We start from the raw sequence: 25986 nt of genomic DNA, 5'->3' as shown, positions 1-25986 counted from the left end.
ATCGAGACCGTTCTGACGCTGCCAAAAGGGGTTTTCGGCATGTCGTTTTCCGCCCATCTTCGCCGTCCTTTTGCCTGGCTCGCGCTGGGGCTGGTGGGCCTTGCGCTCGCCGGTTGCGGCTACAACAACGTGCCGACGCTGGAGGAGAGGGCGAAAGCGGCCTGGTCGGAGGTGCAGAATCAGTATCAGCGCCGCGCCGATCTGATCCCGAACCTCGTCGAGACGGTGAAGGGCTATGCGGCGCAGGAGCGTGAGGTTCTGACTGCCGTCGTCGAGGCCCGCGCCAAGGCGACGCAGGTCAAGGTCGATGCCTCGACCATCAACGACCCCGCGAAATTCAAGGAATTCCAGGACGCGCAGAACCAGCTCACCGGCGCACTGGGGCGGCTGCTCGTCACGGTCGAGCGCTATCCCGAGCTGAAGTCGAACCAGAACTTCCTCGCCCTGCAGTCCCAGCTCGAAGGCACCGAGAACCGGGTCGCGGTGGCGCGGCGGGACTACATCCAGGCGGTCCAGGCCTTCAACACCGAGATCCGCACCTTTCCCGGCGTGATCTGGGCCAAGCTGTTCTGGGGCGCCAAGCCGATGGAGACCTTCACGGCCACGTCCGGCGCCGAGCGGCCGCCCGCGGTGAAGTTCTGAGGTTAGTGGCAGAGGCCTGTGAAATCGGTTCGCACGTCATGCCCGGGCTCGACCCGGGCATCTCCTGCCGGAGATCCTCGGGTCTGCGCTGCGCTTCGCCCGAGAATGATGGCGTTGCGTGGGGTCATAGCCCTGTTCCTGATCTTGTGCAGCGGCATCGCGTACGCTGCGGAGCCGACCTATCCCGCGCTGACGGGGCGCGTCGTCGACGGCGCGAACCTGCTCGCTCCCGATGTCCGGCAGCGGATCGAGGACAAGCTTAAGGCGCATGAGGACAAGACGTCGGATCAGGTCGTGGTCGCGACCGTGCCGTCGCTGCAGGACGTGACGATCGAGGATTTCGCCAACGGCCTGTTCCGCCACTGGCAGCTCGGCCAGAAGGCGAAGAACAACGGCGCGCTGCTGATCGTCGCGCCGAAGGAGCGCAAGGTCCGCATCGAGGTCGGCTACGGCCTCGAAGGCGCGCTCACCGACGCGCTTTCCAAGGTTATCATCACCACCGCCATCGCGCCGAAATTCAAGACCGGCGATTTCGCTGGCGGCATCGAAGCGGGCGTCGATGCCATCCTGACCATCCTTGCCGGGGATGCCGAGGAATGGCAGCGCCGCGCGGAGGTGCGCTCCGACGAGAGCACGCTGGGCGAGGATATCGCCGTCATCATCGCGATGATCTTCATCTTCCTGTTCATCGTCGCCTTCCTGCGCGGCTTGAGCCAGCAGGGCGGTGCGCGTCGCCACCGGCTGCGCAACGGGCAGTGGGTGACGCTGCCGCAGAGCACGAGCTGGGGCACGGGTTCCGGCTCGGGCTGGAGCGGCGGCGGGGGCGGCTGGAGTTCCGGCGGCGGTGGATTCTCGGGCGGTGGCGGCTCCTCCGGCGGCGGCGGAGCTTCGGGAGACTGGTGATGGACGATGCGGACAGGGATGCGATCGCGGAGGCCGTGCGCCGCGCCGAATTGCAGACGGCCGGCGAGATCGTCGTCGTGATCGACCGGGCGGCGTCGAGCTATCGCAACGTGCCGGTGATGATGGCTCTGACGCTGGCCTTGTTCGTGCCGTGGCCGCTGCTCTCGATGACGGTGATGAGCGCCCAGCGCATCTTCATGATCCAGCTCTTCTGCGCGGCGGTGCTGCTCGGCGCGCTGCTCTGGTACGGGCGTGGCGGCCGCTTCGTTCCCGGCTTCGTCAAGCGTCGGCGGGCGCATGAGGCGGCGCTGCGGGAGTTCACGGCGCGCGGCCTGACTCGGACCAAAGGGCGCACCGGCGTGCTGCTCTACATCGCCTTGCAGGAGCGCTATGCCGAGGTGCTGGCGGATAGTGGAATCGACGGACTGGTCGCTGCGGATACCTGGCGCGGCATCATCGAGCCGCTGCTGGCCGCGGCGCGCGAGGACAGGCTGGCCGAGGGGCTGATCAAGGCGGTCGACGGGGTCGGCGCGGTGCTGGCGCAGCATGTTCCGCCGGTGCCCGGCGATGTCGACGAGCTGTCGAACAAGGTCATTCTGCTCTGAGGGACAGCCTGATCGGAAGGATCGGGCGCAAGCGTCAGCGCGAGGCCAGACCCTGGGCGGCCCCGAGAATGGCGCCCGGCATCATGCCGTATTTGCCGGGCCGTTCGGCCTGGATGATGACGACGTAGCCATCGGCCTCCGGTGCCTGCAACGCCGTCAGCGGCGCGGTGATGGTCGCTTCCTGGCCGTTCCAGTCACCGACGCGCACCATGCCGCGCACGACATTCGCGTAGGCCAGGGTCTTGCCCTGGTTCTCGCCGCGCGTGACCGGAACCGTCGCCTGGCGCGTCGTCGGAATGATCCAGACGCCGGCCTTTTCCTCGCTCGTGCTCCCTGTCGGCGCGATCCTGATCTGAAGGCTGCCGTTCTCTTCTTTCAGGGCCAGTTTCGCGGCGAAGCCGGTCACGGCCAGCTGGTTCACCACCTTCTCGATTTCCGCCTTCTCGGAGCCGATCGCGTGAGCGGCGCCGTTGATGACGACCTGGGGCGTATAGACCTGCCCGTCGCCACGCGCCTTGGCGTAGAACTTCTGGCGTTTCGCGAAGGAATCCTTGCCGAGCGTATCCTTCCAGCCGAGATAGTCCCAATAGGTCACCGGCAGGGTCAGCGCGATCAGCTCGGGGTCCTTCGCCAGCTCGACCACCAGCGCATCCGCAGGCGGACAGGATGAGCAACCCTGGCTGGTGAAAAGCTCGATCACGGCCTTGGGCGATTTCGCAGCCGTCTGCGCCTGGGCAATCGTCATGCCGAGGACGAGAAACGCGATAGTCGCAGCGGATTGGCTGAGGACGGAGAACATGAACTCGACTTTGAGGGCGATTTATTTTCCGGAGGTTACCAAAGCCAGCAATTGGTCGCAGAGGGAAATCACGTTGCCTTGAAAACGGGCATGGTCGCGCGGGCGTGATCGAAACCGGCCAGCGCAGCGGCAGAAATCATATTGGGTCGCCAGCGGCGATGCATCCAGAGCCACTGCTCCGGGTGTTCGCGCACCCAGCCCTCCACGACCGCCGTCATCATCGCCATGGCGCCCTGAACGTTGATCTCGCCAGCGGCATCGCGGGGCAGGTCGAGCGGTGGCGTCAGCTCGATGCGGAAGCGCTGGTTCGGCAGCCTGATGACGCGCACGCCATGGACCGGGCAATCGAAGCGGCGGGCGAACTTGCCCATGATCGGATTGGTCAGCGCGGGACGGCCCATGAAAGGTACCACAACGCCGCGCGTGAAGTGCTGGTCGATGAGCATGCCGAGATGGCCGCCTTTTTCCAGCACGCCCTGCATGGCGAAGGCGGCGCCCTGCTTGGCCGCGGCGAGTCCACCCATGGCGCCGGAGCGGATTTCGTGGACGATCGCGGCAATCGCAGGATCGTTGGGGGCACGGAAGACGGCCGTCGTCTCCAGATCGTAGGTCGCCGCGCAGATCGCCGGCAGTTCCCAATTCGCGAGATGCGCCGAGAAGATCAGGCCGGGCCTGTCGTCTTCCTTGAGCGTGATGAAGTGCTCGATACCCTCGACCTCGACGCGGGAGGGCCTGTCGGGGTTGTCATGGTCGTAATCGAACAGCGTCTTGAGATGGGCGTATTCGGCGGCCGTGCGGCCGAGATTCTCCCAGGCGCCGCGTGCGATGCGCTTCACCTCCGCCTCGTCCTTCTCGGGGAGGGCCGAACGGATATTGGCGAGCGCGACGCGGTTGACCGGGATCAGCGGGCTCACCGTGCGCAGCAGCCAGCCGCCGACATCGCTGGAGCGTTCGGGGCCGAGCAGGCGCAGGAATGCGAACAGCGCGCGGATCACGCCGATCATCGCCGCCGCGCCGGCGCGCGCGGCGATTGCCTTCAATCGTTTCAAGGTCGGTCCAGCTCCAGAGCAGGTCCGCGTTTCTGCGCAACGCACACCTGCTGTGTCCCTTCGTTTGGTCGCATTTTCTTCACGCGAACCGGAATCGACTTCGCTTGAAAATGCTCTAGCTCGCCCGTCCGAGAGCTAGGCCGGGCTTGAGAGGGGCGATCTGGGGCAGGAAAGCGCTGCCGTCAAGTCTTTGGCTGGGCGGAGGCGTCGTTCAGAAGGCGATGACGACCTTGCCGAAGACCTTGCGGCCCTCGATCCGGGCGAGGCCCTTCTCGAATTCGGCGAGCGGGAAGACCGAGTCGATCACCGGCTTCATGCCGCCGGCCATCTTCTCCAGCGACTGGGCGATATTCTCGATGCGGCAGYCGAAGGAACCGGTGATGCGGTATTGCTGCTGGAAGAGCTGCATCAGGTTGATCGTCGCCGAGGGGCCGGAGGTGGCGCCGCAGGTGACGAGCCGGCCGCCGCGCTTCAGGCAGAGCAGCGAGCCGTTCCAGGTATCGGCGCCGACATGCTCGAAGACGACATCGACGCCCTTGCGGCCGGTGAGCTTGCGGACGACGCCCTCGAAGCGGTCCTCGCGATAATTGATGACGTGGTCGGCGCCGAGCGCCTTGGCCTTCGCGCCTTTCTCATCGTCTCCGACGGTGGTGTAGACCGTGCAGCCGATCGCCTTGGCCATCAGGATCGCGGCGGTGCCGATGCCCGAGCCGCCGGCATGGACGAGCACGGATTCGCCGGGTTCCAGCCTGGCATTGTCGAACAGCATGTGCTGGACAGTGCCGAAGCCGATCGGCGCGCAGGCGGCGTCCTCGAAGGAGACGCCCTTCGGCGCCTTGATCGTCAGCCGCGCCGGGCGGTTCAGCAATTCGCGGGCGAAGCCGTCGATATGGAAGCCCATGATGCCGGCGACGTTCTCGCAGAGATTGTCGCGGCCCTCGCGGCAGGCCTTGCACTGGCCGCAGGTGTCGGCGCCATAGGCGGTGACAACGTCGCCCGGTGCGAAGCCGGCCACGCCTTCGCCGACGCAGACGATCTCGCCTGCTGCCTCGACGCCTGCCGCCTGCGGCATCTTGCGTTTGGCGAAGGCCATGCCGCGAAAGCCCCAGAGATCGAGATAGTTCAAGCCCACCGCCTTGATGCGGATCTGCACCTCGCCGGGTGCGGGCGGCGGCGGCGGCTCGATCTCTTCCAGACGGAGATCGCGGTCACCATGAAGCTGGAGGGAGCGCATCGGGCAATCGGTCTTTCAGAGCTTGTCCGGCCACTGCCGGGAGGTATGGAGAACCGCGAGGATTTCGATGGCGTCCTGATGGACACGGTACGGCAAGATGTACGAAGTTCCGCCGACGACGAGTTCGCGGGTTCCGTCAATCCGTCCTGGCCGCCCGCTGGCGGGGTGATGCAGAAGTTGCTTCGGCGCGATGCGAATCGTGCGGATCGCGGACAACGCTGCGAATGGATTGAACTGCGTCAGATAGCGTGCCGTATCGCGCAGGTTACGCTGGGCTCTCGGTGTCCAGACAATATTCATTGCTGGTCGATCTTGGCCTGAATCTCGGCTTCGATCGCATCAAGATCGGCCTCGCTGACGAACTCACCGCGATCGGCTTCCGCAAGGCCGGCCTTGATCTGCTCGATCTGCCAGGCATTCAGCTCGACATAGCTCTCGATCGCCTTCGCCGCGATCCAGTTGCGCGAGCGATCCGTATCGGCGGCAAGCGAATCGAGCTTGGCCAGCATTTCGTCGTCGAGGCGGATAGTGAAGGCAGCCGTCATGGATGGTTCTCTCCGGTTCATCATGAACCTAGCAGAACTGCCCGTGCAAGTCGAACTTAGCGATGCACGCCGAGATGCGCCGTCACGCCGCCGTCGATCGGCAGCACGGTGCCGGTGATATAGGCGGCGGGCTCGCTCATCAGGAAGGCGGCGAGGCCCGCGACCTCCTCCGGCTTGGCGAAGCGGCCGGCCGGGATTTGCGCCTGCATCTTGTCGCGATAGGCGGCGTAGGGCGCCATCATGTCGGTGTCGACGAAGCCCGGAGCGATGACGTTGACGGTGACGCCGCGCTTGCCGGTCTCGACGGCAAGAGTCTTCGCATAGGAGATCAGCGCGCCCTTGGAGGCGGCATAGGCCGCGTTGCCGGGGTTGCCGCGCAGCGCCGCGACCGAGCCGATGGCGACGATGCGCCCGGCCCTGGCGCGGATCATGTTGCGCATCAGGCTCTTGGCCAGGCGGGTGAAGGCCCAGAAATTGACCTGCATCGCGGCCTCGGCCTTGTCCTGCGCCATCATCGCCGCCAGCGAATCATAGGGCTGGCCGGCATTATGGATCAGGCCGAAATAGCTCTCGCCTTCGCGCTCCTCGCAGAAGGTGTCGAGCGCCGCCTTGTCGGAGAGATCGAGCGGCAGCGCGGTCACCGTGCGGCCGGGATGGGCCGTCGCGATCTCCTTCGCCAGCGTCTTCGCCTGGTCGGCGGAAGAGCGGAAGGTGAAATCGACATCGTGGCCGGCTGTGGCCAGCGCGCGCACGATCGCGGCGCCGACACCCTTGGCGCCGCCCGTCACGAGGATCCTGGTCATGCCGCCTCCGGGGGCGCCGTCAGCACGAGGCAGGTGTTCTGGCCGCCGAAGCCGAAGGAGTTGGAGATGATGGTGCGCACCTTGGCGTCGCGGGCCGTGTTCGGCACGACATCGAGCGTGATCGCCGGGTCGGGATTGGCATAGTTGATCGTCGGCGGAATCTTGCCGTTGGCGATGGTCAGGAAGGAGATCACCGCCTCGACCGCGCCCGCCGCCGTCAGCGTGTGTCCGATCATCGACTTGTTGGAGGAGATCGGCAGCTTCGCCATGCGCTCGCCGAAGACGGCGGCGCAGCTCATCGCCTCCATCTTGTCGTTCTCGGGCGTCGATGTCCCGTGGGCGTTGATGTAGTCGACATCGTCGGGCGTCAGTCCCGCATCCGCCAGCGCGTCCTGCATGGCGAGGATGGCGGGCTTGCCGTCCGGGCTCGAACGCGTGCGGTGGAAGCCGTCGCCACGCTCGCCGCAGCCGGCGACGATGCCGAGGATGGTGGCGCCGCGCGCCAGCGCGTGGTCGTAATCCTCCAGCACCAGCGCGCCGGCTCCTTCGCCCATGACGAAGCCGTCGCGGTTCTTCGAGAAGGGCTTGGCCGCGCCTTCGGCGGGGTCATTCTGGGTCGAGAGCGCCGAGAGCAGCGAGAAGCGGATCAGCGCCTCGGCGTGGATCGAGCCGTCGGTTCCGATGCAGAGAGCGGCTTCAGTTTCGCCGCGGCGGATCGCCTCGACGCCCATTTGGATCGCTGTCGCGCCGGAGGAGCAGGCGGTCGAGAGCGAGATCGGCGAGCCCCTGGTGCCGAAACGGTCGGCGATGTGGTCGGCGACGCCGCCGAACACGAAGAGCTCGTGCATCGCGGCGTATTTGCCGGTGGCGGCGGTGCGCAGCAGGCCGTCATAGTCGACCTCGCCGTCAATGGACTGGGCGAGCTCCTGCTTCTGAGGCCATTCCATCTCGACGGGCGGGACGGCCATGAAGAGCTCGCCCGGGAAATCGCCGGCCTTTGCGATGCCGCTCTGGCCGACAGCCTCCTCGGCCGCCAATGTGGCGAGCTTCTCGGAGAGCTGGGGGGCAGTAAAGGAGCCATCGAACAGGAAATCGACGGTGCCGCCGATCGTGGTGCGCAGGGCCTCGGTCGGGAAGCGTTCGATGCGGTGGATGCCGGATTTGCCGGCCGTCAGCGCCTGCCAGTTGGCGTCCTTGCCCTGGCCGAGCGAGGTGACGATGCCCAGGCCGGTGACGGCGACGAGCGGGCGACCCTTGGCGTCACGATGCGTGCTCATGGCTTCGACCTCTACGCTTGAACCAGGCGCGCGGCGCCTTCGCCGCGCCAGTGACCGGCCCCGGTCACCACGGCTTCCTTCGCCTGTCCGGCTGACAGGGCGATTGCCGCCAGCGCGACCGAGACGGGGAAGGCCGCCTCGATGCCATGGCCGACGAGGTCGCCGGCGGCGATGCGTCTGGCGGAGGGAGCCGCCTTGACGAGCGCTGCCGCCTCTTCGCCCGTGATGTCCGCGCAGCCGGTGGCGGCGGAGATGGCAAGGCTGTCGGGGCCAATGGTGCCGAACTCGCCGACGAGCTTCGTCAAAGCGGATTCGACCGTGCCCGCTGCGCGACGGCTGCGGGCGGCGCCAGCATGACTCAGCCTGGCATAGGCCTTGGCGCCGCGCGCCGCGGCCCGCTCGGCTGCTTCAAGCACGAGAAAGGCGCCGGCGCTGCCGGAGATGAGGCCCGGTGCGTCGCCCCGCTCGAAGACGGGGGCGAAGCTGCCATGGCGCAAATAGCCGCCGAGCTCTAAGAGCAGCAGCATGTCGCGGCGCTCGGCGTTGTAGGCGCCGCCGACGAGCATCACGTCCGACTGGCCCGATGCGATGCGGGCATGGGCGGTGCGGATCGCGTCGACGCCGGCCTGTTCCTCGCCCATGAAGGTGCGCGAGGCGCCGGTGACGCCATGGACGATGGCGATGTTGCCGGCCAGCAGGTTCGAGAGCTGGGCCAGGAAGAGCGTGGGCCTGAGATCGCCCATCAGCCGCTCGTTGAGAAAGGCGCCCGGCTCGTTGGCACCGCGCAGGCCGCTCAGGATGGCGGAATCGACGGCATGGTCGCGTTCGCCGCCACCGGCGGCAACGATGACCTGCAGCTCGCTCTTGGCCGCGGGATCGTCCTTCAGACCGGCGGAATCGAGCGCGAGCCCGGCGGTATAGACACCGAGGCGCTGCCAGGGCTCCATCTGGCGCTGGTCGGATTTCTTCGGGATCTGCTTGTCCAGCTCCAGCGCCTTCAGCGAATGGACCGGATATGGCTTGAACGCCTCGGTCTCGACGACCGGCGGGCCGCCGGCAGCGAGCGCGGCGGCATGGGCCTCGACGCCTTCGCCGAGGCTGGAGGCGATGCCGATGCCGGTGATGACCACATCGCGGCGGGGTAGGGCGCTGGTCATCGCGCAGGCTCCGGCGTCAGGCCGATGGCGTCGATGCGGCTTTGCATGAGCGCGCGCATATCGGCGGGGAAGGGCATCAGGCGAAAGCGCAATTCGGCATCGCAGATCGGCTTGCCGCCGCTCGTCAGCTTCGCCTTGGTCGCCGCATAGCCCGAACCCTCGATGACGAGTTCGGCGCTGGCTTCCAGCTCGGTTTCCGGCTCGACGAAGGTGCGGAAGCGGGCCTTGTCGACGGTCATCAGGAACGGCATCTGCGTGAGGCCGTTGAGGCCGAGCAGGAGATAGCCCGAAGCCTGCGCCATGGTTTCGGTCAGCAGCACGCCCGGCACCAGCGGGTGGCCCGGGAAGTGTCCTTCGAAGACCGGGCTCTGCGTGGGCACGGTGGAGCGCGTGACGATGCGCTTCTGCGACGGATCGAAGGTCACGACCCTGTCGATCATGTCGAAATATTCGAGGCGCATGCGATCCTTGACCAGCTGGGCGCGCCAGAACGGCACGCGGCCGCGGTACGGATCGGAACGATCCGCACAGCGGCCCTATGCTCTATCGGGAGCGGGGCGCCGGCTCAAGTCCGGCAGCCTCGACCTCGGCCTTACGCCTTCTTGGCGGCGACCAGGTCGTCGATGCGCTTGCAGAGGTTCTCGAGCACGAAATACTGCTCGGCCGGCGCCTTGCCCTCGTTGACCTCCTGCGTCCACTGCTCGAGCGGAAGCTTGATGCCGAAAGCCTTGTCGATCGCGAAGGCGATGTCGAGGAAGGCGAGGGAATCGATGCCGAGATCGTCGATCGCGTGGCTCTGCGGCGTGATCTTCTCGCGCGGAATATCGCAGGTTTCGGAAATGATGCCGGCGACCGTCTCGAACRTGGCGGACATGCTGCGGGTGCTCCCGTCTCTTGTCGATGATGGCGGACGACATCCGAGCGCGGCTACATCGCCAGCGCCTGCCCCAAGCCTCCGCCGTGGATGACTGGACCGCCCCCTTACACTGCAGCGGGCGCGAGGACAACCGGGGCCAAGGCCCCATGCGTCATGGCCGGCTTGCGCCGGCCATGATCCGTTTCAGTGCCGTGTGATCGTGCTCAGGCGGCGAGGCCGCGCAGCACGTAATGCAGGATGCCGGCATTCTTGTAGTAATCGATCTCGTCCAGCGTATCGATGCGGCAGAGGATCGGGACCTTCTTCACCGTGCCGTCGGCATAGGTGATCTCGGCTTCCATCATCTGGCGCGGCTTGACGTTCGCCAAACCGTGGATGGTGACGAACTCGTCGCCCTTGAGATCGAGCGAGGCCCAGCTCGTACCTTCGACCAGCGTGAAGGGGACCACGCCCATGCCAACCAGGTTCGAGCGATGGATGCGCTCGAAGCTCTGGGCGATCACCGCCTTGACGCCGAGCAGGTTGGTGCCCTTGGCCGCCCAGTCGCGCGAGGAGCCGTTGCCGTATTCGACGCCGGCGAAGATCACCAGCGGGACCTTCTCCTCCTGATAGCGCATGGAGGCGTCGTAGATCGGCAGCTCTTCCTTCGACGGGTTGTGGATGGTGTAGCCGCCCTCGCGGCCGTTCGGGCCAAGCATGTGGTTGCGGATGCGGATATTGGCGAAGGTGCCCCGCATCATAACCTCATGGTTGCCGCGGCGCGTGCCGTACTGGTTGAAGTCGGCAACCGCGACGCCATGCTCGGTGAGATAGGCGCCGGCCGGAGAGGCCGCCTTGATCGAACCGGCCGGAGAGATGTGGTCGGTGGTGATCTTGTCGCCGAACAGCCCGAGGATGCGGGCGCCCTTGATGTCCGTGATCGGCGCCGGCTGCTTGCCCATGCCGCGGAAATAGGGCGGGTTCTGCACATAGGTCGAGTCGTCGTCCCAGACATAGGTCTCGGAGGTCGGCGCGTTCACGGCCTGCCAATGCTCGTCGCCCTTGAAGACGTCGTCATATTTGGCCTCGAAGATCGCGCGGGTGACGTTCTGCTGGATGAAGTCCTGGATCTCCTTGTTGGAGGGCCAGATATCCTTGAGGAACACGTCCTTGCCGTCTGAGCCGCGGCCGATGGCTTGAGTCGTCAGGTCCATCTGGACGGAGCCGGCGAGCGCATAGGCGACGACCAGCGGCGGCGACGCCAGGTAGTTCGCCTGCACGTCCGGCGAGACGCGGCCTTCGAAGTTGCGGTTGCCGGAGATGACGGCGCCCGCGATCAGGCCTTTCTCGTTGATCGTCTTCGAGATCGGCGCCGGCAGCGGGCCGGAATTGCCGATGCAGGTGGTGCAGCCGAAGCCGACCAGGTTGAAGCCGAGCTTGTCGAGGTCCTCCTGGAGGCCGGCCTTGGCCAGATACTCCGCCACGACCTGCGAGCCGGGCGCCAGCGAGGTCTTGACCCAGGGCTTCACCGTCAGGCCCTTGGCGACGGCCTTGCGGGCGAGCAGGCCCGCCGCCATCAGCACCGAGGGGTTGGAGGTGTTGGTGCAGGAGGTGATCGCGGCGATGACGACGTCGCCATGGCCGAGGTCGAAATCCTCGCCTTCGACCGGCACGCGGCGCGAAAGCTCGGCGCCCTTCTTGTAGTCGGTCTCCATCGCAGCGGCGAAGCCCTTGGCGACGGCGCCGAGATCGACGCGGCCTTCCGGACGCTTCGGGCCGGCCATCGAGGGCTGCACCGTCGAGAGATCGAGCTCGAGCGTGTCGGTGAACACCGGATCGGGCGTCTCGGGGGTGGCGAACAGCCCTTGCGCCTTGCTGTAGGCCTCGACCAGCGCGATGCGGTCGGATTTGCGGCCGGTCGTCGTCAGGTAGTCCAGCGTCTCGGTGTCGACCGGGAAGAAGCCGCAGGTKGCGCCATATTCCGGGCCCATRTTGSCGATGGTGGCGCGGTCGGCCAGCGTCAGGTTGTAGAGGCCGGGGCCGAAGAACTCGACGAACTTGCCGACGACGCCCTTCTTGCGCAGCATCTGGGTGACGGTCAGCACGAGGTCGGTGGCGGTGATGCCTTCCTTGAGCGAKCCCGTCAGCTTGAAGCCGATCACCTCGGGCAGCAGCATCGACTGCGGCTGGCCGAGCATCGCGGCCTCGGCTTCGATGCCGCCGACGCCCCAGCCGAGAACGGCGAGGCCGTTGACCATGGTGGTGTGCGAATCGGTACCGACGAGGGTGTCGGGATAGGCGACCTCGACCTCCTGCCCGTCGATCGTCTCGTTACGTGTCCAGACGGTCTGGGAGAGGTATTCGAGATTGACCTGGTGGCAGATGCCGGTGCCGGGCGGCACGACGCGGAAATTGTCGAAGGCGCCCTGGCCCCATTTCAGGAACTTGTAGCGCTCCTCATTGCGCTCGTATTCGAGCTCGACGTTCCGGGCGAAGGCCTTGGGCGAGCCGAACTCGTCGACGATAACCGAGTGGTCGATCACGAGGTCGACCGGGACGAGCGGGTTGATCTTCTGCGGGTCGCCGCCGAGCGCCTTGACGCCGTCGCGCATCGCGGCGAGGTCGACCACCGCCGGCACGCCGGTGAAGTCCTGCATCAGCACGCGGGCGGGGCGGAAGCCGATCTCCTTGCCGGCCTTGCCCTTGTCGTCGAGCCAGCCGACGAAGTTCTCGATGTCGGACTTCGTGACCGAGCGGCCGTCCTCGAAGCGCAGCAGGTTCTCGAGCAGCACCTTCATCGAGAAGGGCAGCTTCGAGATGCCCGGCAGGCCGTTTTTCTCGGCATCGGGAAGGGAATAATAGGTGTAGGTCTTGCCGCCGGCGGTGAGCGTCTTGCGGGCTTTGAATGAGTCGAGCGAGGCCATTCGGGCTTGATCCTGATCAAGGGGTTGCGGTCGCGACCGGCATGCCCTTGCGGACAGCGCCGTTCGAAGGCCTAATGCGCATGACGCGCGCGCCGCCTCGGGAGTGCCCGAGCCCCGCGCCGGATCGGCGTGCGGCGTAGCCGCGGGTTCTATAGAGCAATTCCAAGAAGCGCGCTAGATGAACGAAATGTGGTCGCATGCATGGGCGGCAGAGCTGCCTTGACGCAAGATTCGTTCCCTCCGACACGCCTTCGCGCCGAGAATCTCGTTTGCCGCCGTGGCGGCCGGCTGATCTTCGAGAGCTTGAGCTTCGATCTCGGTCCCGGAGAGGCGATCGCGCTGACCGGCCGCAACGGCGCCGGCAAGTCGAGCCTGATCGCGATGTTGTGCGGCCGGCTGCGGCCCGATGGCGGGAGCATCCGGCTCGAGGGTGGCGATGAGGAGCCCGATCTGGCCGAGGTCTCGCATCTCGTCGGCCACCGCGACGGACTCAAGACGGCGCTGACGGCGCAGGAGAACCTCGTATTCGCCCAGGCGGTGCTCGGCGACGATGCCTTGACGCCCAGGGAGGCGCTGGCGACGGTCGGCCTCGCTCACGCGGCCGAGTTGCCCGTCGGTTACCTGTCGGCGGGGCAAAGGCGGCGCGTGGCGCTGGCGCGGCTTCTGGTCTCGCGCCGGCCCTACTGGCTGCTCGACGAGCCGATGTCGGCGCTCGATGCGGCCTCCCAGACCATGCTTGCCCGGTTGATGCGCGATCATCTGCTCGCGGGCGGCGCTATCCTCGCGGCGACGCACGGTCCGCTCGGCCTCGACGGCGCGCGCGAACTCAGGATCGGCGCATGAACCGCGCCTTCCTTGCCATCCTCAGGCGCGATCTTGCGCTGGCGTCGCGGGCCGGCGGCGGGGGCGAGCTGGCGCTCGTCTTCTTCCTGACTCTGGTGGTGCTCGTCCCCTTCGCGCTCGGGCCCGATCTCAATCTGCTGTCGCGGATCGGGCCGGCGATTCTCTGGCTAGGCGCGCTGCTCTCGGTGCTGATCGGGCTCGACCGGCTGTTTCAGAGCGACGAGGAAGACGGCTCGCTCGACCTGATCCGTGCCTCGGCGCTGCCGCTCGAACTGGCGGTGCTGGCCAAGGGGCTGGCGCACTGGCTGACGACAGGGCTGCCACTGGCGCTGGTCTCGCCGCTGCTTGGCCTGCTCGTGGCGTTACCGGGCGAGGGCGTGCTGCCGTTGATCGCGACCTTGCTGGTCGGCACGCCGGCGCTCAGCTTCATCGGCGCTGCCGGCGCCGCGCTCGCCGCAAGCCTCAGGCGCGGGGGGCTGATCGTGCCGGTGCTGGTGGCACCGCTGACCGTGCCGGTGCTCATCTTCGCGGTTTCGGCGGCAAACGCGGCGCAGGGCGGCACGGTGCCGTTCCTGACGCCCTTCCTTATCCTGTGCGCGATTTCGCTCGCGGCTGTCGTGATTGGCACAGTCGCCGCGGCTGCGGCGCTGAGATCGAGCGAGTAGGCTCAGTCGCGGGGCGGCGCCAGCGCCACGAACGCGATCGGGAAGCCGCATTGCGTTGCGAACTGAGCGACGGAGGCCGCTATGTCCTCACGCGCCACGTTGCGCTCTGCGAAAATCATGCGGATTTCCTCGGCGGTGGCGTTCACGTCGAGCACGGGTGTCTCGTCGATACGGCTGCGCACCTTCAGCTCCACGGCGCGCTGCATGTCATCCGACAGTTTGATCAACATCATCGCTCTCCTAACGAGCGAGGTTTAGCCCAGACAGGTCCGCCAAGCAAGCCAAGAACTGACAACAAATCATTATATTCAATAACTTAGCAAAATTAGAAACTGGCCGAATCGGCGCCGACTGAGGCGGGCGCACCGCAAGCGTCAGCGCTTGCATCCACGCCGCCTGCGTTGTTAACATCACTTACTCATTCGACGTGGTCGCAGTAAGATGATGGAAGACGAACGCGCCGAGCGTCTGCAGGTGATGCTGAGCCAGGAAGAGCTGCGAGCGCTGGAAAACTGGCGCTTCGAAAAGCGCATGCCGAGCAGAGCTGCGGCCGTGCGTGAGTTGTTGCGGCGCGGGCTCGCGGCCGAGGGCTTCGACCTCGCGGGCGAAGGTGTCCGTTCTCAGGAATTCGGCATTGTCGACCGCCGGGGAGCTGAAGCTTCGTCCGACGAAGAGGCTTGATTCAGCCCGATTGTCGCAGCGCCGATGCGGCCGATTGCGCGGGACCGAGGCGATTGCTAGATCAGGGCCGCGTCCGCTCGACGCGGTTTCCTGCGATAACGACGCTCCGCGACGCCATGCAACGCCTGATCGATCTGGCCAATCCGACGCGCTTCATGCGCTTTTCCACAATGGTCCTGCCTTGGGTGGCGGGGGCGTCGCTGCTGCTGATCGGTGTCGGTCTCTATCTCGCCTGGTTCGTGGCGCCAGCCGATTACCAGCAGGGCGAGACGATCCGGATCATGTTCATCCATGTGCCGGCCGCCTGGCTGGCGATGATGTTCTATTCGCTGATGGCGCTCTCGGCGCTCGGCACGCTGGTCTGGCGCCACCCGCTTGCCGATGTCGCGCAGAAGGCGGCGGCGCCGATCGGCGCCTGCTTCGCGCTGGTCTGCCTGATCACCGGCGCGCTCTGGGGCAAGCCGATGTGGGGCACATACTGGGTCTGGGATGCGCGGCTGACCTCCGTCCTCGTGCTGCTGCTGGTCTATCTCGGTATCATCGCGCTCTGGCGCGTGCTGGACGAGCCGTCGCGGGCTGCCCGCGCCGTCGCGATCCTGACGCTGGTCGGCTTCGTCAACGTGCCGATCATCAAGTTCTCGGTCGATTGGTGGAACACGCTGCACCAGCCCGCGTCGGTGCTGCGACTGGGCGGGCCGACGATCCATCCCTCCATGCTGTGGCCGCTGCTGATCCTCGCCGTCGGCTTCACCCTCTTCGCGCTGGCGCTGCATATGGTCGCGATGCGCGCCGAGATCATGCGCCGGCGCGTGCGGACGCTGACGATCCTCGAAGCCGAGCGGCTCGACCGGCTCGCATCGCAGGGCGTGCCGGCATGACCGCACTCACGGACAGCCTCGGGCCGCATGTCGGCTTCATCCTCGCATCCTATGGCGCGGCCGTGATCATCCTCGCCGGGCTGACGCTGGCGATCCTGCGCGATCACCGCGCCCAGAAGCGCGCGCTCGACGCGCTGGAGCAGCGCGGAGCTGGCCGCCGCCGCTCGGGCCGGGAGGCATCATGAGCCAGATCGAGGCCCTGCCTCCGCGCCGTTCGCCGCTCGTCTTCCTCGTGCCGCTGATCATCTTCGGCGCGCTGGCGATCGTCTTCGGCATCGGCCTGTTCTCGGGCGATGCCAGCAAGGTTCCGTCCGCGCTGGTCGGGCGCGCCGCCCCCGCGATCACGCTCACGCCATTGGAAGGCCTGCAGCGCGACGGGCAGCCGGTGCCGGCCTTCGGCAATGCCGACTTGGCCAAGGGGCGGGCGACGTTGGTCAACGTCTTTGCGAGCTGGTGCGCGCCCTGCCGGGTCGAGCATCCCGTGCTCGTTGGCCTCGCCGAAACGGACGCCGTGAAGCAGGGCAAGGTCGCGCTGGTCGGGATGAACTACAAGGACGAGGCGGAGAATGCCCGCCGCTTCCTCGGCGCGCTCGGCAACCCGTTCTCGGCCGTCGGCGTGGATCGCAGCGGGCGGTCGGCGATCGAATGGGGCGTCTACGGCGTGCCCGAGACCTTCGTCATCGGGCCGGACGGGCGCATCCTGGACAAGCATGTCGGCCCGCTCGACCAGGCGGCTGCGGCGAAGTTGCTCGCGCGGGCGCTGAAGGCGCGTTGATCAGCGCGTCATGCTCGGGCTCGACCCGAGCATCTCATGCCGAAACAGGCGGTCTCTTCTGGAAGAAATTCTCGGGGCGAGCCCGAGAATGACGCTCTTCAGGCCGCCTTGCGGCTGGAGACGAGGCTCTCGAACAGGCCGCGCCCATCGGTGCCGCCGACCAGCGAATCGATCAGATTCTCGGGATGCGGCATCAGGCCGAGCACGTTGAAGCTGGGTGAATAGATGCCGGCGATGTTGTTCAGCGAGCCGTTCGGGTTCGCTTCGGCCGTGACCTTGCCGTCGGCATCGGCGTAGCGGAAGGCGACGAGGCCCTCGCCCTCAAGGCGTGCCAGCGTCTCGGCATCGGCGATGTAGTTACCCTCGCCATGTGCGATGCAGACATCGATCGCCTGCCCCTTGGCATAGGCGCGGGTATAGGGCGTGTCGTTGCGCTCGACCGTGAGGTGCTGGCGCTTGCAGACGAATTTCAGATGCGCGTTGCGCACGAGGATGCCGGGCAGAAGGCCCGCCTCGCAGGCAATCTGGAAGCCGTTGCAGATGCCGAGCACATAGCCGCCGCGGGCGGCGTGGGCGCGGGTTGCGTCCATGATGTGGGCGCGGCCGGCGATGGCGCCGGTGCGCAGATAGTCGCCATAGGAGAAGCCTCCCGGCAGCACGACCAGATCGGTCCCGGCCGGCAGCTCGGTATCGCCGTGCCAGACATGGGCGACTTCGGCGCCGGCCTGCTTCAGCGCCTTGGCGACGTCGCCGTCACGGTTGGAGCCGGGAAAGGTGATGACGGCGGCCTTCATCGCTCAGGCTCCGATCTCGACGCGATAGTTCTCGATCACGGTGTTGGCGAGGAGCTTGTCGCAGGCTGCCTTGAGCGCGGCCTCGGCGGCGGCCTTGTCCGAGCCCGAGAGCTCGATGTCGAAGACCTTGCCCTGGCGAACCGAATCGACGCCGTCGATGCCGAGCGACTTCAGCGCACCTTCGATCGCCTTGCCCTGCGGATCGAGCACGCCGTTCTTCAGGGTGACGGTGACGCGGGCTTTCATGGGGATCTCCGGACGAGCGTTGTTGGGGCGTGCCTTAACGATGAATCGGGGCGGGCTCAACCGTTTCCCGCCGTTTCACGTGAATCAGCGGCTGCGCCAGGCGGCTTCCGCGTCGCGGCGGGCGGCGTCCGCCCTGTCGCTTATGGCGAGCGCGACGACCAGCTTGTCGGCCTCGCGGGCATAGAGGATGGCGGTGACGGCCTCTCGGCCGGGCGTATCGAGCGAGCGGATGGTGACGAGGATGCCGCGCGCTTCCGCCGAATCGAACCGGGCGACATCCGTCGCGCTGCGGGCCGCCTTCGGCTCGGCCTTCCTCTTCTGGTTCCGCTGGGCCTTGCGGCGTTCGGCCGCCTTCGCTGCCGCCATCTGGGCGAAGGCCTGTCCAAGGCGCGCCGGGCTTTCGGACAGGGCTTGCTCCATCTGCCTGGCCTGTTCACCTTCAAGGGCGATCACCGCGGCGAAGCCCTGCTGGACACAAGCTTCGCGCGGGCAGAAAACCATCGCGCGGGCTTCCAGCCCGTCATTCAGCACCCAGGAGCCGATCGGCAGCCGGTTCCAGCCCTCCGAGGCCGGCAGGTCGGCGATCCCGGCGCCGAACTGGTTCGTGCAGCCGGCGAGCAGCAGGCCGGCAGCGAGAATCAGGGTCGCGACATGAAAACGGGAGCGCATGCGCTCCCGCTTCATCTGCGATTGTGGCCGGGTGACGACGCTCACTGCACCAGGCGCGGTCCGGTCGGGCCGGGGTTCTCGTTCTCGCCGAGGATGCCGAGACGGCGGGCGACTTCCGAGTAAGCCTCGATCAGGCCGCCCATGTCGCGGCGGAAGCGGTCCTTGTCCATCTTGTCCTTCGACTTGATGTCCCAGAGCCGGCACGAATCCGGGCTGATCTCGTCGGCGACGACGATGCGCATCATCTCGCCTTCCCAGAGCCGGCCGGTCTCCATCTTGAAATCGACGAGGCGGATGCCGGCGCCGAGGAAGAGGCCGGAGAGGAAGTCGTTGACGCGGATCGCCAGCGCCATGATGTCGTCGATCTCCTGCGGCGTGGCCCAGCCGAAGGCGGTGATGTGCTCTTCCGAGACCATCGGGTCGTTGAGCGCATCGTTCTTGTAGTAGAACTCGATGATCGAGCGCGGCAGCTGCGTGCCCTCCTCGAGGCCGAGGCGGGTCGCCAGCGAGCCGGCGGCGATGTTGCGCACCACGACTTCGAGCGGGATGATCTCGACCTCGCGGATGAGCTGCTCGCGCATGTTCAGCCGGCGGATGAAATGCGTGGGCACGCCGATATCGTTCAGATTCGAGAAGATGTGCTCGGAGATGCGGTTGTTGAGCACGCCCTTGCCATCGATCACTTCATGCTTCTTGGCATTGAAGGCGGTCGCGTCATCCTTGAAATGCTGGATCAGCGTACCGGGCTCGGGTCCTTCATAGAGGACCTTCGCCTTGCCTTCGTAGATGCGACGGCGGCGATTCATGGGGATGTACCGTGGCTTGAGGAAATCCAAAGGTCGGCCCTTCTCTGGACGCGATGAGGTCGCGGCGGGATCTTGGCCCCTGAACTGTCGGTCTTGTAGCACAACCCGGCGATCCCATGGGGATCGATCTTCGGGCCGGCACAGGCGCCGGTTGTGCATAGGGTGCCCGAAGGCACCCGCAGCGCCTGCTATATGGAGTGTCTCGGCCGCAAACGCAACAAAACGCCTTTCGGAGGCTCCAGAAGGCTTAAGCGCGGCTGAAACCGGCGGGGAGGCTGGCTCTCGCCGCGCCGACACCCTATATGGTCGGACATACAGGAATTCCCGCCCGCGAGAGGATATGGACGCCGCATGACGACCTTCGATCAGCGCAAGGACGCCTTCGAGAACAAGTTCGCCCATGACGAGGAGCTGCGCTTCAAGGCGACCGCCCGGCGCAACAAGCTGCTCGGGCTCTGGGCCGCCGAGAAGCTCGGCAAGAGCGGTGCCGATGCGGATGCCTATGCCAAGTCTGTCGTCGTTGCCGATTTCGAGGAGGCCGGCGACGAGGATGTGGTGCGCAAGGTCAAGAACGACTTCGTGCTGGCCAACGTCAACGCGTCCGACACCGAGATCCGCACGGTGATGACCGAGCTGCTGATCAAGGCGGCCGAGGACATTCAGGCCGGGCGCTGAGAGACTGATCGAGAATTCTACTGCGGCGGCCAACTGACGGCGTTTTCTGCGCTTCCGGTGCTCACGTACTCCGGTACGCTCCGCTCCGGTTCTCGAAGACGCCGCCATTTGTCTCTCCGCAGCGAATTCTCAATCGGGCTCCGGGCGCATCCCGGCAGACGCAGGACGTCTCTGAAACGGGCGCATGGGCGCCCGTTTGCATTTCCGGGCCGGGCCGGTCCAACGTGCATCAGCCGCCGCGCCGTCTGAAGCGCGGGCTTTGAACGGATGAACGCACCATGGCCAAACCCACCGTCCTCTCTTCCCTCGCCGACCGCTTCGCCAAGGGCGACAGCGTCGTCTCGGCCTGGTGCGGCCTGCCCGATCCCTCGATCTCGGCGATCCTGGCGCAGGAGGATTTCGACGCGATCACGCTCGACATGCAGCACGGGCCGATCACGCTGGGCGAAGTCATCCGCGCGATCCCGCTGATCAATGCGGCCGGCAAGCCGGCGCTTGCGCGCATTCCGGTCGGCGAGTTCCAGAACGTCTCGAAGCTGTTCGATTCCGGCGTTTCCGGTGTGATCGCGCCGATGATCAACACCATGGAGGATGCGCGCCGCTTCGCCGCCTATGCCAAATATCCGCCGATGGGCGAGCGCAGCTGGGGCAGCTATGGCGGCCTGATCGCCTCCGGCCTCGACCAGAACGCCTATCTCAAGGCGGCCAACGGCTTCTCCATGACCTTCGCGATGATCGAGACGCGCGAGGCGATGGCGATCGTCGACGACATCCTCGCTCTGGACGGCATCGACGCCCTGTTTGTCGGACCGTCCGATCTGTCGATCGCGCTGTCCGGCGGTGCGCAAGTCGATGCGACTGCGCCCGAAGTGGACGCGGCGCTGAAGCACGTCGTCGCCCGGGCTTCCGCCGTCGACAAGCCGGTCGCGCTCTATGCGGCGACGGCCGAGCGCGCCAAGCAGGGTCTGGCCATGGGCGCGCGCATGGTCACGGTGATGAGCGATTCGGCCCTGCTGCGCGCGGCGACGCAGACGGCCCTGAAGATCGTGCGCAGCTAGAGCGCGCTATCAGGCGTTGATACCCTCGCGGCGCTTCAGGACGGCGTAATAGGCCCAGAGCAATCGCGCCGCGACGCCGCGCCAGGGCCGCCAGGCCTCCGCCATGGCCTGGAGCTCCACCGGCTTCGGCCGCTCCGCGAGGCCGAAGGCATGGCGGGCGGCTTCCTGAATGGCGAGATCGCCGGCAGCGAAGCCGTCGCGATGGCCGAGACAGAACAGCAGATAGACATCGGACGTCCACGGGCCGATGCCGGAGATCGCCGTCATCCGGGCGTGGACCTCTTCCGGCGTTGCCAGCTCGAGCGCCTCGAAGGCGAAGCGCTTCTCGGCAAGCGCGGCGGCGAGGGCGAGCAGCGTGCGCTGTTTCGGCCGCGACAGGCCGGAGAGGCGCATATCGTCGTCGGTCGCAGCCAGCACCCGTTCCGGCGTCAACGGGACGAAGACGCTTTCGAAGCGGTTCCAGACGGCGCGGGCGCTCGCGACCGACAATTGCTGCGAGACGATGATGGCGGCGAGGCCGGGGAAGCCGCCTTCGCGCAACCTGAGCGGGGGCAGGCCGGTGCGCGCGACGATGGCGTTCCAATGCGGATGCATCGCGGCCAGAGCTGCCATGCCTTCTTCGAGGTCGCTGTCGCAGGTGATTCGTTCGGTCATGACGAGAGCCTTGATGGCGCAGGAGCCGGGTTGCGTCAGCAGCGAGGGAGCCGCTTGGCGCGCGGCATGGCAATCCCTAGACAGGGTCGATGGCGTCCATTCCACCCGATTCCGGCAAGCCGGTCTTCCGCTTCGCGCCGAGCCCGAACGGAAGGCTGCATCTCGGCCATGCCCTTTCGGCGCTGACCAACGAGGCGCTTGCCCGGCAGGTGGGCGGGCATCTCCTGCTGCGGATCGAGGATATCGATCTCACCCGCTCGAGGCCGGAATTCGTCGAAGGGATCGTCGCGGACCTCGATTGGCTCGGGATCGCCTTCGAGCCGGATGTCCGCAGGCAATCGCAGCATTTCGACGATTACGCGGAGGCTCTCGGTGTCCTGCAGGCGCGTGGGCTGGTCTATCCCTGYTTCTGCTCGCGGCAGGAGATTCGTGCCGAAGTGATGGAGCGCGAAGCGGCATCCGGGCCGCCCTGGCCACTCGATCCCGATGGCGCGCCCCTTTATCCCGGCCGTTGCAAGGTACTGGATCCAAACGAAGCAGCCATGCGCGTCGCGGCCGGCGAGCCGCATGTGCTGCGCCTCGATATGTCCAGCGCCATCGCTTTGGCCGGAGAGGAGTTGAGCTACACGGTTTTCGACGCTGCAGGTTCCAGCCAGGTCGCACCGGCCAGGCCCGGGCGCTGGGGCGATGTCGTGCTCGCGCGCAAGGACGTGCCGACGAGCTATCACCTTGCGGTCGTCGTCGACGACGGCTTGCAGGGCGTGACGCATGTCGTGCGCGGCCGCGACCTCGAAGCCGCGACCGATATCCATGTCGTGCTGCAGCGCGTGCTCGGGCTGCCGACCCCGCTCTATCATTTTCATCGCCTGCTGCTCGACGATGACGGGCGCAAGCTCGCCAAGAGCCGGCGGTCGGAAAGCCTCGCGGAGCTGAGAGCAGATGGCGTCGGGCCGGCCGAAATCCGGCGGCGGCTCGGCTTCGCCTGAACGAATCAGCCGACGCCGAGGTAGGTCAGCCACGCCGCGGTCGTGAACAGCGACAGCAGCGTCGAAAGCGTGATCGCGCTCGACGCATCGGCGACGCCCTGCCGGTAGCGCTCGGCGAAGAGATAGGCGTTGATGCCACAGGGACAGGCCGCGAACAGCACGGCGACGCCGGACCAATGGGCCGGCATCTCGAAGACCTTCGTCGCGAGCCAGTAGACCAGCAGCGGGTGCAGGCCGAGCTTCAGCCCGCTCAGCACGGCCGGGAGGGCGAGGCCCGATTCCAGTCCGTAGCGGCGCATGGCGATGCCGAGGCTGATTAGCGCGCAGGGAACGGCCGCCCCCGCCAGCAGATCGACCAGCGTCCAGGCCGGCTCCGGAATCAGGCCGATGAAAGGGCGCACGGCGGAGCCGAGGAGAATGCCGATGATGATCGGGTGGGTGAAGAGCCGCTTGATCAGCTGCGGCACCGAGGCGGAGCGGCCTTCGGCCAACAGCGTCGCGACCGTCATCGTCACGGGAAGATGGATGGCGAGCAGAAGGCCGAGCGGCACCGCGCCGGCATCGCCATAGGCCTTCAGGATCATCGGGACGCCGACGAAAACCGTGTTCGACTGCGCGGCGGCAAAGCCGGAGACCACCAGCTCCGGCCCCTTCCGCGCGAAGAACTTGCTGGCGATCAGCATCGCCAGCGCCCAGACCACCGCGAGCCCCGCGAAATAGGCGATCCAGTAGCCCCAGGGCTGGGTCACCGGAATGTCCGCCTTGGCCAGCGTCCGGAACAGCAGGCAGGGAACGGCCAGCACGAAGACGAAATCGGACAGGCCCTCGCCCGTCGTTTCGCGCAGGAGCTTCGTCCAGCGCGCGACATAGCCGAGGCCGATCAGTCCGAAGACGGGCAGGACGACGAGAAGGGAAGCGAGCATCGGCGGGGGACCCGCATCACGAGAGAAAGGCGCCTGATCAGGCGGTGTCGTCTCAAGGCGATGGTGTCAAGCGGCAGAAGCGTGGCGAGCGCCCGATTGCCAGGCGGGCATGCGCTCAGCGCAACTGTGCGACAGCTCCGCCCGCCTTCTCGATGAGGCCGCGAATCTCGTCGCGCTGGCGCTTGAATTCGCCGAGGGTCGGACCCTGCAGCTCACGCCCGCGGGGCACGCGAATCTTCATCGGATTGACGAAGTTGCCGTTGACCAGCACCTCGTAATGCAGATGCGGGCCGGTCGAGAGGCCGGTCGAGCCGAGATAGCCGATGATCTGGCCCTGGCGGACCTTGGCGCCGGGCACGATGCCGGAGGCGAAGTTCGACTGGTGCGAATAGGTGGTGACGTAGCCGTTGGCGTGCTGGATCTCGGTGTGCTTGCCGTAGCCTGAGGACCAGCCCGCCTTGGTGACGACGCCGTTGCCGGCAGCGAGGATCGGCGTACCGATCCGGTTGGCCCAGTCGATGCCGGTATGCATCTTCGAGTAGCGCATGATCGGGTGGTAGCGCATGCCGAAGCCCGAGCGCAGCTCGCCATCGGCGATCGGCTTGCGCAGCAGGAACTTCTTCAGCGATTTGCCCTCGTCGTCGAAATACTCGATCAGCCCGTCATCCGGCGCCTGGTAGCGGAAGACCCGGCGCGTCTCGCCATTCACCGTCAGCGACGCGGAAAGGATCTCGGCCCGCTCGCCCTCGTCCTCCTCGGTGAAGATCACCTCCAGATTGTCGCCGCCATGGACGCGCTGCTGGAAATCGAGATCGTAGGAGAAGATGCGGACGAGCTCGTCGATGAGCGGCCGCGGGAGATCGTGGCGCGCGCCGGTCTCGTAGAGGCTCTCATAGAGTCGTGCGCCACCGGCGCCCTCATTCTCGTCCTCTTCCTCGGTCTCCTGCCGTTGCGGCCGCGGGATGGCCAGATTCTGACGCGGCAGGTCGACGGCGACGAAGGCGCCCTTGTCGTTCATGGCGATCATGCCATCCGGCTGGCCGTTGCTCAGCAGCGAGACACGCATGATCTGGCGCGCATCGCCGGGGCGCGGACCGGGTGCGTAGAGGACTTGAAGGACCTGGCCGTCGGGCAGGGCGGTGGTCCGGACCTTGCCGCCGAAGGCCGTGATCATGGTGCGGATCTGCTCGGGCGTGGCGCCGGTGCCGCGCATGACCTGCTCGAAGTTCTCGCCGCGCTTGGCCATCACCAGCTTGTCCTCGACGAGCGGTTCGCGGGAGGCCGGAATCGGCGTCTTCGGCGCGTTGGTGACGTTCTCGGGAACGACGCGGACCTCGATGCCGGAAAAGCGCGTATCGGTTGCCGGCGCATAGGCGAGGATATCGCCGCCACCGACAGCTCCGCCGGTCAGGGTGCGGCTGAGCATCAGCTGCGGCGGGATCGGCAGGGCGCGCTGGCGGCCCGAATTGGCCAGGTTCGCGCGCTCTTCCTCGATCTGGGAGATGACGTCGGTGTCGCTCAGCTGCGGCTTGCCCGCGGGGATGACAATGTCGCCGAGATCGCGCTTGACGATGGTGACGTCGGCGTCGGGCATATCCTGGGCCGGCTCGGCATACCGCTCTTCCGGCTGTCCGCCTTCGGCGAAAAGGCGAAGTGGATTGAAGGGCGGGATGTTGCTCGCATACACGCCGGTGGTCAGCGACAGGTCCGATGCAAGTCGGACGAAGGGGCGCACGCGGATAACCTCGCGGTTGCCGACCTTCTGGGACATCGGTGCACGCAGCGTATGGCGCGCCGACATGATCGGCTGATCGGCGACCAACTTGTCAGCCTTGCGCGCGCCGCCGCCTTCCCCCGCCGCCGAGGATGAGCGGACGGCGACGGTTTCGGGCTGCTCGGGGTAGCTGGTGTCGCCCCGCATGGCGACGAGGATCGCCGCGCCCAGCAAGGCCGCGCCGCAGGAGCCGACGAGCGCGCAGGCGAAGAGCCAGCGCAGCGAGACGCCCCGTCGGTCGAGCGGCTGATGGCGCGAATCGACCGGCTGGATCGGCGGCTCGATGCCGAGATCGACGAGCAGGGCCGCTGACTCCGGGGAGAGCGGCTCGAGCGGCTGTGCGAACTCGGGATGGGCGTTCATGTCTCGGAGCGGGCTATGCTGCGTGCGGGGTGTCTTGAAACCTCGATAGCGAACTCCGCCACAGCGAAGATGCCTTGAACGCGTCCTGACGAAAGCGCGCCAAGACCATGCCCGTGCCGGCAGCGGGAATCAATCCGTTCAGCCGTGGACGATCTCCTGTGCGGGCAGATTGCGGCTGTTTTGGGAAGCGCTGCGTGGGCTCCCCTTCGCGACACGCGTACGCAAGCGCGCGCTTTTCAATCAATCCAAGCGACATCCAGCTCGAACTACGGCGCTGTCCGAAGAGGCGATTGCTCAATTCTCCATGTGGGCGTCGCGAGAGGCAATCTCCCGACGCGGGGCCGAAGCGGGGAGCCGAGCCCTGTGTCGAAGGGAATCTGCAAAAGCACCGAAAAGTCGCCA

31 protein-coding genes are annotated in these 25986 nt (G+C 66.6%); 12 read left to right on the top strand and 19 right to left on the bottom strand.

Annotated features, from left to right (window positions below):
- Positions 1–39: 39 nt before the first annotated feature.
- The 3 genes from AC1DVA_RS19045 (at position 40) to AC1DVA_RS19035 (ending at position 2150) form a co-directional block, all read left to right on the top strand.
- Positions 40–642: a LemA family protein gene (locus AC1DVA_RS19045; protein WP_476806908.1), complete on the top strand. Its 603-nt coding sequence runs from the start codon at positions 40–42 to the stop codon at positions 640–642.
- A gap of 108 nt (positions 643–750) precedes the next feature.
- On the top strand, positions 751–1545 hold the full coding sequence (locus AC1DVA_RS19040) for a TPM domain-containing protein (protein WP_476806907.1): 795 nt from the start codon (positions 751–753) through the stop codon (positions 1543–1545).
- On the top strand, positions 1545–2150 hold the full coding sequence (locus AC1DVA_RS19035; protein ID WP_476806906.1) for a TPM domain-containing protein: 606 nt from the start codon (positions 1545–1547) through the stop codon (positions 2148–2150). The genes AC1DVA_RS19040 and AC1DVA_RS19035 overlap by 1 nt, the downstream gene beginning before the upstream one ends.
- Before the next feature lie 34 nt (positions 2151–2184).
- Here AC1DVA_RS19035 and AC1DVA_RS19030 read toward each other — a convergent pair whose 3' ends face one another.
- The 11 genes from AC1DVA_RS19030 to acnA form a co-directional block, all read right to left on the bottom strand.
- On the bottom strand, positions 2185–2949 hold the full coding sequence (locus tag AC1DVA_RS19030; RefSeq protein ID WP_476806905.1) for a DUF1223 domain-containing protein: 765 nt from the start codon (positions 2947–2949) through the stop codon (positions 2185–2187).
- A 68-nt stretch (positions 2950–3017) separates the two neighbouring features.
- The gene (locus AC1DVA_RS19025) at positions 3018–3998 is read right to left on the bottom strand and encodes a lipid A biosynthesis lauroyl acyltransferase (protein WP_476806904.1); all 981 of its coding nucleotides are present in this window, start codon (positions 3996–3998) and stop codon (positions 3018–3020) included.
- 211 nt (positions 3999–4209) lie between these two features.
- The gene (locus AC1DVA_RS19020) at positions 4210–5232 is read right to left on the bottom strand and encodes a zinc-binding dehydrogenase (protein ID WP_476806903.1); all 1023 of its coding nucleotides are present in this window, start codon (positions 5230–5232) and stop codon (positions 4210–4212) included.
- A gap of 15 nt (positions 5233–5247) precedes the next feature.
- Complete coding sequence (locus AC1DVA_RS19015; RefSeq protein WP_476806902.1) at positions 5248–5532, bottom strand: type II toxin-antitoxin system RelE/ParE family toxin; 285 nt, start codon at positions 5530–5532, stop codon at positions 5248–5250.
- Positions 5529–5777 (bottom strand): CopG family ribbon-helix-helix protein, encoded by a 249-nt coding sequence (locus AC1DVA_RS19010; protein WP_476806901.1) that lies wholly within the window; start codon positions 5775–5777, stop codon positions 5529–5531. Before AC1DVA_RS19010 ends, AC1DVA_RS19015 begins: the two co-directional genes overlap by 4 nt.
- A 56-nt stretch (positions 5778–5833) precedes the next feature.
- Positions 5834–6580, bottom strand: a complete 747-nt coding sequence (locus AC1DVA_RS19005; protein ID WP_476806900.1) for an SDR family NAD(P)-dependent oxidoreductase — start codon at positions 6578–6580, stop codon at positions 5834–5836.
- Entirely contained in the window at positions 6577–7857 is a 1281-nt protein-coding gene (locus AC1DVA_RS19000) for a beta-ketoacyl-ACP synthase (protein ID WP_476806899.1), read from the bottom strand. Before AC1DVA_RS19000 ends, AC1DVA_RS19005 begins: the two co-directional genes overlap by 4 nt.
- Before the next feature lie 11 nt (positions 7858–7868).
- Positions 7869–9014 (bottom strand): beta-ketoacyl-ACP synthase, encoded by a 1146-nt coding sequence (locus tag AC1DVA_RS18995; protein WP_476806898.1) that lies wholly within the window; start codon positions 9012–9014, stop codon positions 7869–7871.
- Complete coding sequence (locus tag AC1DVA_RS18990; protein ID WP_265050872.1) at positions 9011–9475, bottom strand: 3-hydroxyacyl-ACP dehydratase FabZ family protein; 465 nt, start codon at positions 9473–9475, stop codon at positions 9011–9013. Before AC1DVA_RS18990 ends, AC1DVA_RS18995 begins: the two co-directional genes overlap by 4 nt.
- A gap of 131 nt (positions 9476–9606) precedes the next feature.
- Positions 9607–9888 (bottom strand): acyl carrier protein, encoded by a 282-nt coding sequence (locus tag AC1DVA_RS18985; protein ID WP_476806897.1) that lies wholly within the window; start codon positions 9886–9888, stop codon positions 9607–9609.
- Positions 9889–10094: 206 nt separating this feature from the next.
- Positions 10095–12794, bottom strand: a complete 2700-nt coding sequence (acnA, locus tag AC1DVA_RS18980) for an aconitate hydratase AcnA (RefSeq protein WP_476806896.1) — start codon at positions 12792–12794, stop codon at positions 10095–10097.
- A gap of 219 nt (positions 12795–13013) precedes the next feature.
- Here acnA and ccmA point away from each other — a divergent pair, with 219 nt between their 5' ends.
- Positions 13014–13637, top strand: a complete 624-nt coding sequence (ccmA, locus tag AC1DVA_RS18975) for a heme ABC exporter ATP-binding protein CcmA (protein ID WP_476806895.1) — start codon at positions 13014–13016, stop codon at positions 13635–13637.
- Entirely contained in the window at positions 13634–14302 is a 669-nt protein-coding gene (gene ccmB, locus AC1DVA_RS18970; protein WP_476806894.1) for a heme exporter protein CcmB, read from the top strand. Before ccmA ends, ccmB begins: the two co-directional genes overlap by 4 nt.
- Before the next feature lie 2 nt (positions 14303–14304).
- Here ccmB and AC1DVA_RS18965 read toward each other — a convergent pair whose 3' ends face one another.
- Positions 14305–14532, bottom strand: coding sequence for a hypothetical protein (locus AC1DVA_RS18965; RefSeq protein ID WP_476806893.1), 228 nt, complete (start codon positions 14530–14532; stop codon positions 14305–14307).
- 211 nt (positions 14533–14743) lie between these two features.
- Between AC1DVA_RS18965 and AC1DVA_RS18960 the strand changes: the two genes are divergently transcribed.
- The 4 genes from AC1DVA_RS18960 to AC1DVA_RS18945 all read left to right on the top strand — a co-directional run bounded on the left by AC1DVA_RS18960 (position 14744) and on the right by AC1DVA_RS18945 (position 16636).
- Positions 14744–14983 carry a hypothetical protein gene (locus AC1DVA_RS18960; protein ID WP_265050867.1) on the top strand — a complete coding sequence of 80 codons (240 nt, stop codon included), beginning with the start codon at positions 14744–14746 and terminating at the stop codon, positions 14981–14983.
- Between the two features lie 116 nt (positions 14984–15099).
- Positions 15100–15861 (top strand): heme ABC transporter permease, encoded by a 762-nt coding sequence (locus AC1DVA_RS18955; RefSeq protein WP_476806892.1) that lies wholly within the window; start codon positions 15100–15102, stop codon positions 15859–15861.
- Positions 15858–16046, top strand: coding sequence for a heme exporter protein CcmD (ccmD, locus tag AC1DVA_RS18950; RefSeq protein WP_476806891.1), 189 nt, complete (start codon positions 15858–15860; stop codon positions 16044–16046). Before AC1DVA_RS18955 ends, ccmD begins: the two co-directional genes overlap by 4 nt.
- Complete coding sequence (locus AC1DVA_RS18945; protein ID WP_476806890.1) at positions 16043–16636, top strand: DsbE family thiol:disulfide interchange protein; 594 nt, start codon at positions 16043–16045, stop codon at positions 16634–16636. The genes ccmD and AC1DVA_RS18945 overlap by 4 nt, the downstream gene beginning before the upstream one ends.
- A 98-nt stretch (positions 16637–16734) precedes the next feature.
- On the opposite strand, the gene purQ is transcribed toward AC1DVA_RS18945, so the two are convergent.
- From purQ to purC, 4 genes are all read right to left on the bottom strand, one after another.
- Positions 16735–17430 (bottom strand): phosphoribosylformylglycinamidine synthase subunit PurQ, encoded by a 696-nt coding sequence (gene purQ / locus AC1DVA_RS18940; RefSeq protein WP_476806889.1) that lies wholly within the window; start codon positions 17428–17430, stop codon positions 16735–16737.
- 3 nt (positions 17431–17433) lie between these two features.
- A complete protein-coding gene (purS, locus tag AC1DVA_RS18935; RefSeq protein ID WP_257735086.1) occupies positions 17434–17676 on the bottom strand; it encodes a phosphoribosylformylglycinamidine synthase subunit PurS in 243 nt (80 codons plus the stop codon).
- An 84-nt stretch (positions 17677–17760) separates the two neighbouring features.
- Entirely contained in the window at positions 17761–18345 is a 585-nt protein-coding gene (locus tag AC1DVA_RS18930) for a hypothetical protein (protein WP_265050862.1), read from the bottom strand.
- 41 nt (positions 18346–18386) lie between these two features.
- Entirely contained in the window at positions 18387–19181 is a 795-nt protein-coding gene (gene purC, locus AC1DVA_RS18925) for a phosphoribosylaminoimidazolesuccinocarboxamide synthase (RefSeq protein ID WP_199092193.1), read from the bottom strand.
- Between the two features lie 321 nt (positions 19182–19502).
- Here purC and AC1DVA_RS18920 point away from each other — a divergent pair, with 321 nt between their 5' ends.
- Positions 19503–19826 carry a DUF1476 domain-containing protein gene (locus AC1DVA_RS18920; RefSeq protein ID WP_265050861.1) on the top strand — a complete coding sequence of 108 codons (324 nt, stop codon included), beginning with the start codon at positions 19503–19505 and terminating at the stop codon, positions 19824–19826.
- A 278-nt stretch (positions 19827–20104) separates the two neighbouring features.
- The gene (locus tag AC1DVA_RS18915) at positions 20105–20884 is read left to right on the top strand and encodes an HpcH/HpaI aldolase family protein (RefSeq protein ID WP_476806888.1); all 780 of its coding nucleotides are present in this window, start codon (positions 20105–20107) and stop codon (positions 20882–20884) included.
- A 9-nt stretch (positions 20885–20893) separates the two neighbouring features.
- On the opposite strand, the gene AC1DVA_RS18910 is transcribed toward AC1DVA_RS18915, so the two are convergent.
- Entirely contained in the window at positions 20894–21553 is a 660-nt protein-coding gene (locus tag AC1DVA_RS18910) for a DNA-3-methyladenine glycosylase family protein (protein ID WP_476806929.1), read from the bottom strand.
- A 74-nt stretch (positions 21554–21627) separates the two neighbouring features.
- Between AC1DVA_RS18910 and gluQRS the strand changes: the two genes are divergently transcribed.
- Positions 21628–22524 (top strand): tRNA glutamyl-Q(34) synthetase GluQRS, encoded by an 897-nt coding sequence (gluQRS, locus tag AC1DVA_RS18905; protein ID WP_265050858.1) that lies wholly within the window; start codon positions 21628–21630, stop codon positions 22522–22524.
- A 5-nt stretch (positions 22525–22529) separates the two neighbouring features.
- On the opposite strand, the gene AC1DVA_RS18900 is transcribed toward gluQRS, so the two are convergent.
- Together AC1DVA_RS18900 and AC1DVA_RS18895 are read right to left on the bottom strand one after the other, a co-directional pair.
- The gene (locus tag AC1DVA_RS18900; RefSeq protein WP_265050857.1) at positions 22530–23447 is read right to left on the bottom strand and encodes an AEC family transporter; all 918 of its coding nucleotides are present in this window, start codon (positions 23445–23447) and stop codon (positions 22530–22532) included.
- A gap of 115 nt (positions 23448–23562) precedes the next feature.
- The gene (locus AC1DVA_RS18895) at positions 23563–25584 is read right to left on the bottom strand and encodes a peptidoglycan DD-metalloendopeptidase family protein (protein WP_476806887.1); all 2022 of its coding nucleotides are present in this window, start codon (positions 25582–25584) and stop codon (positions 23563–23565) included.
- Positions 25585–25986 lie beyond the last annotated feature (402 nt).

This window comes from Allobosea sp. P4_C6 (assembly GCF_056402015.1).
The sequence above is the reverse complement of the archived record's forward strand: the minus strand, read 5'-3'. Positions and strand labels throughout refer to the sequence as shown.

What these genes read in the sequence shown, in the direction of transcription:
- AC1DVA_RS19000 (WP_476806899.1), bottom strand. Translation starts at nt 7,857, where the DNA reads ATGAGCACGCATCGTGACGCCAAGGGTCGCCCGCTCGTCGCCGTCACC.
- AC1DVA_RS18915 (WP_476806888.1), top strand. Translation starts at nt 20,105, where the DNA reads ATGGCCAAACCCACCGTCCTCTCTTCCCTCGCCGACCGCTTCGCCAAG.
- AC1DVA_RS18900 (WP_265050857.1), bottom strand. Translation starts at nt 23,447, where the DNA reads ATGCTCGCTTCCCTTCTCGTCGTCCTGCCCGTCTTCGGACTGATCGGC.
- AC1DVA_RS19015 (WP_476806902.1), bottom strand. Translation starts at nt 5,532, where the DNA reads ATGAATATTGTCTGGACACCGAGAGCCCAGCGTAACCTGCGCGATACG.
- AC1DVA_RS18955 (WP_476806892.1), top strand. Translation starts at nt 15,100, where the DNA reads ATGCAACGCCTGATCGATCTGGCCAATCCGACGCGCTTCATGCGCTTT.
- AC1DVA_RS18930 (WP_265050862.1), bottom strand. Translation starts at nt 18,345, where the DNA reads ATGCGCTCCCGTTTTCATGTCGCGACCCTGATTCTCGCTGCCGGCCTG.
- AC1DVA_RS19040 (WP_476806907.1), top strand. Translation starts at nt 751, where the DNA reads ATGGCGTTGCGTGGGGTCATAGCCCTGTTCCTGATCTTGTGCAGCGGC.
- ccmD (WP_476806891.1), top strand. Translation starts at nt 15,858, where the DNA reads ATGACCGCACTCACGGACAGCCTCGGGCCGCATGTCGGCTTCATCCTC.
- AC1DVA_RS19010 (WP_476806901.1), bottom strand. Translation starts at nt 5,777, where the DNA reads ATGACGGCTGCCTTCACTATCCGCCTCGACGACGAAATGCTGGCCAAG.
- AC1DVA_RS19005 (WP_476806900.1), bottom strand. Translation starts at nt 6,580, where the DNA reads ATGACCAGGATCCTCGTGACGGGCGGCGCCAAGGGTGTCGGCGCCGCG.
- purS (WP_257735086.1), bottom strand. Translation starts at nt 17,676, where the DNA reads ATGAAAGCCCGCGTCACCGTCACCCTGAAGAACGGCGTGCTCGATCCG.
- AC1DVA_RS19045 (WP_476806908.1), top strand. Translation starts at nt 40, where the DNA reads ATGTCGTTTTCCGCCCATCTTCGCCGTCCTTTTGCCTGGCTCGCGCTG.
- AC1DVA_RS18920 (WP_265050861.1), top strand. Translation starts at nt 19,503, where the DNA reads ATGACGACCTTCGATCAGCGCAAGGACGCCTTCGAGAACAAGTTCGCC.
- AC1DVA_RS18960 (WP_265050867.1), top strand. Translation starts at nt 14,744, where the DNA reads ATGATGGAAGACGAACGCGCCGAGCGTCTGCAGGTGATGCTGAGCCAG.
- AC1DVA_RS18895 (WP_476806887.1), bottom strand. Translation starts at nt 25,584, where the DNA reads ATGAACGCCCATCCCGAGTTCGCACAGCCGCTCGAGCCGCTCTCCCCG.
- ccmB (WP_476806894.1), top strand. Translation starts at nt 13,634, where the DNA reads ATGAACCGCGCCTTCCTTGCCATCCTCAGGCGCGATCTTGCGCTGGCG.
- AC1DVA_RS19030 (WP_476806905.1), bottom strand. Translation starts at nt 2,949, where the DNA reads ATGTTCTCCGTCCTCAGCCAATCCGCTGCGACTATCGCGTTTCTCGTC.
- AC1DVA_RS18945 (WP_476806890.1), top strand. Translation starts at nt 16,043, where the DNA reads ATGAGCCAGATCGAGGCCCTGCCTCCGCGCCGTTCGCCGCTCGTCTTC.
- AC1DVA_RS18990 (WP_265050872.1), bottom strand. Translation starts at nt 9,475, where the DNA reads ATGCGCCTCGAATATTTCGACATGATCGACAGGGTCGTGACCTTCGAT.
- purQ (WP_476806889.1), bottom strand. Translation starts at nt 17,430, where the DNA reads ATGAAGGCCGCCGTCATCACCTTTCCCGGCTCCAACCGTGACGGCGAC.
- AC1DVA_RS18965 (WP_476806893.1), bottom strand. Translation starts at nt 14,532, where the DNA reads ATGTTGATCAAACTGTCGGATGACATGCAGCGCGCCGTGGAGCTGAAG.
- AC1DVA_RS19035 (WP_476806906.1), top strand. Translation starts at nt 1,545, where the DNA reads ATGGACGATGCGGACAGGGATGCGATCGCGGAGGCCGTGCGCCGCGCC.
- AC1DVA_RS18995 (WP_476806898.1), bottom strand. Translation starts at nt 9,014, where the DNA reads ATGACCAGCGCCCTACCCCGCCGCGATGTGGTCATCACCGGCATCGGC.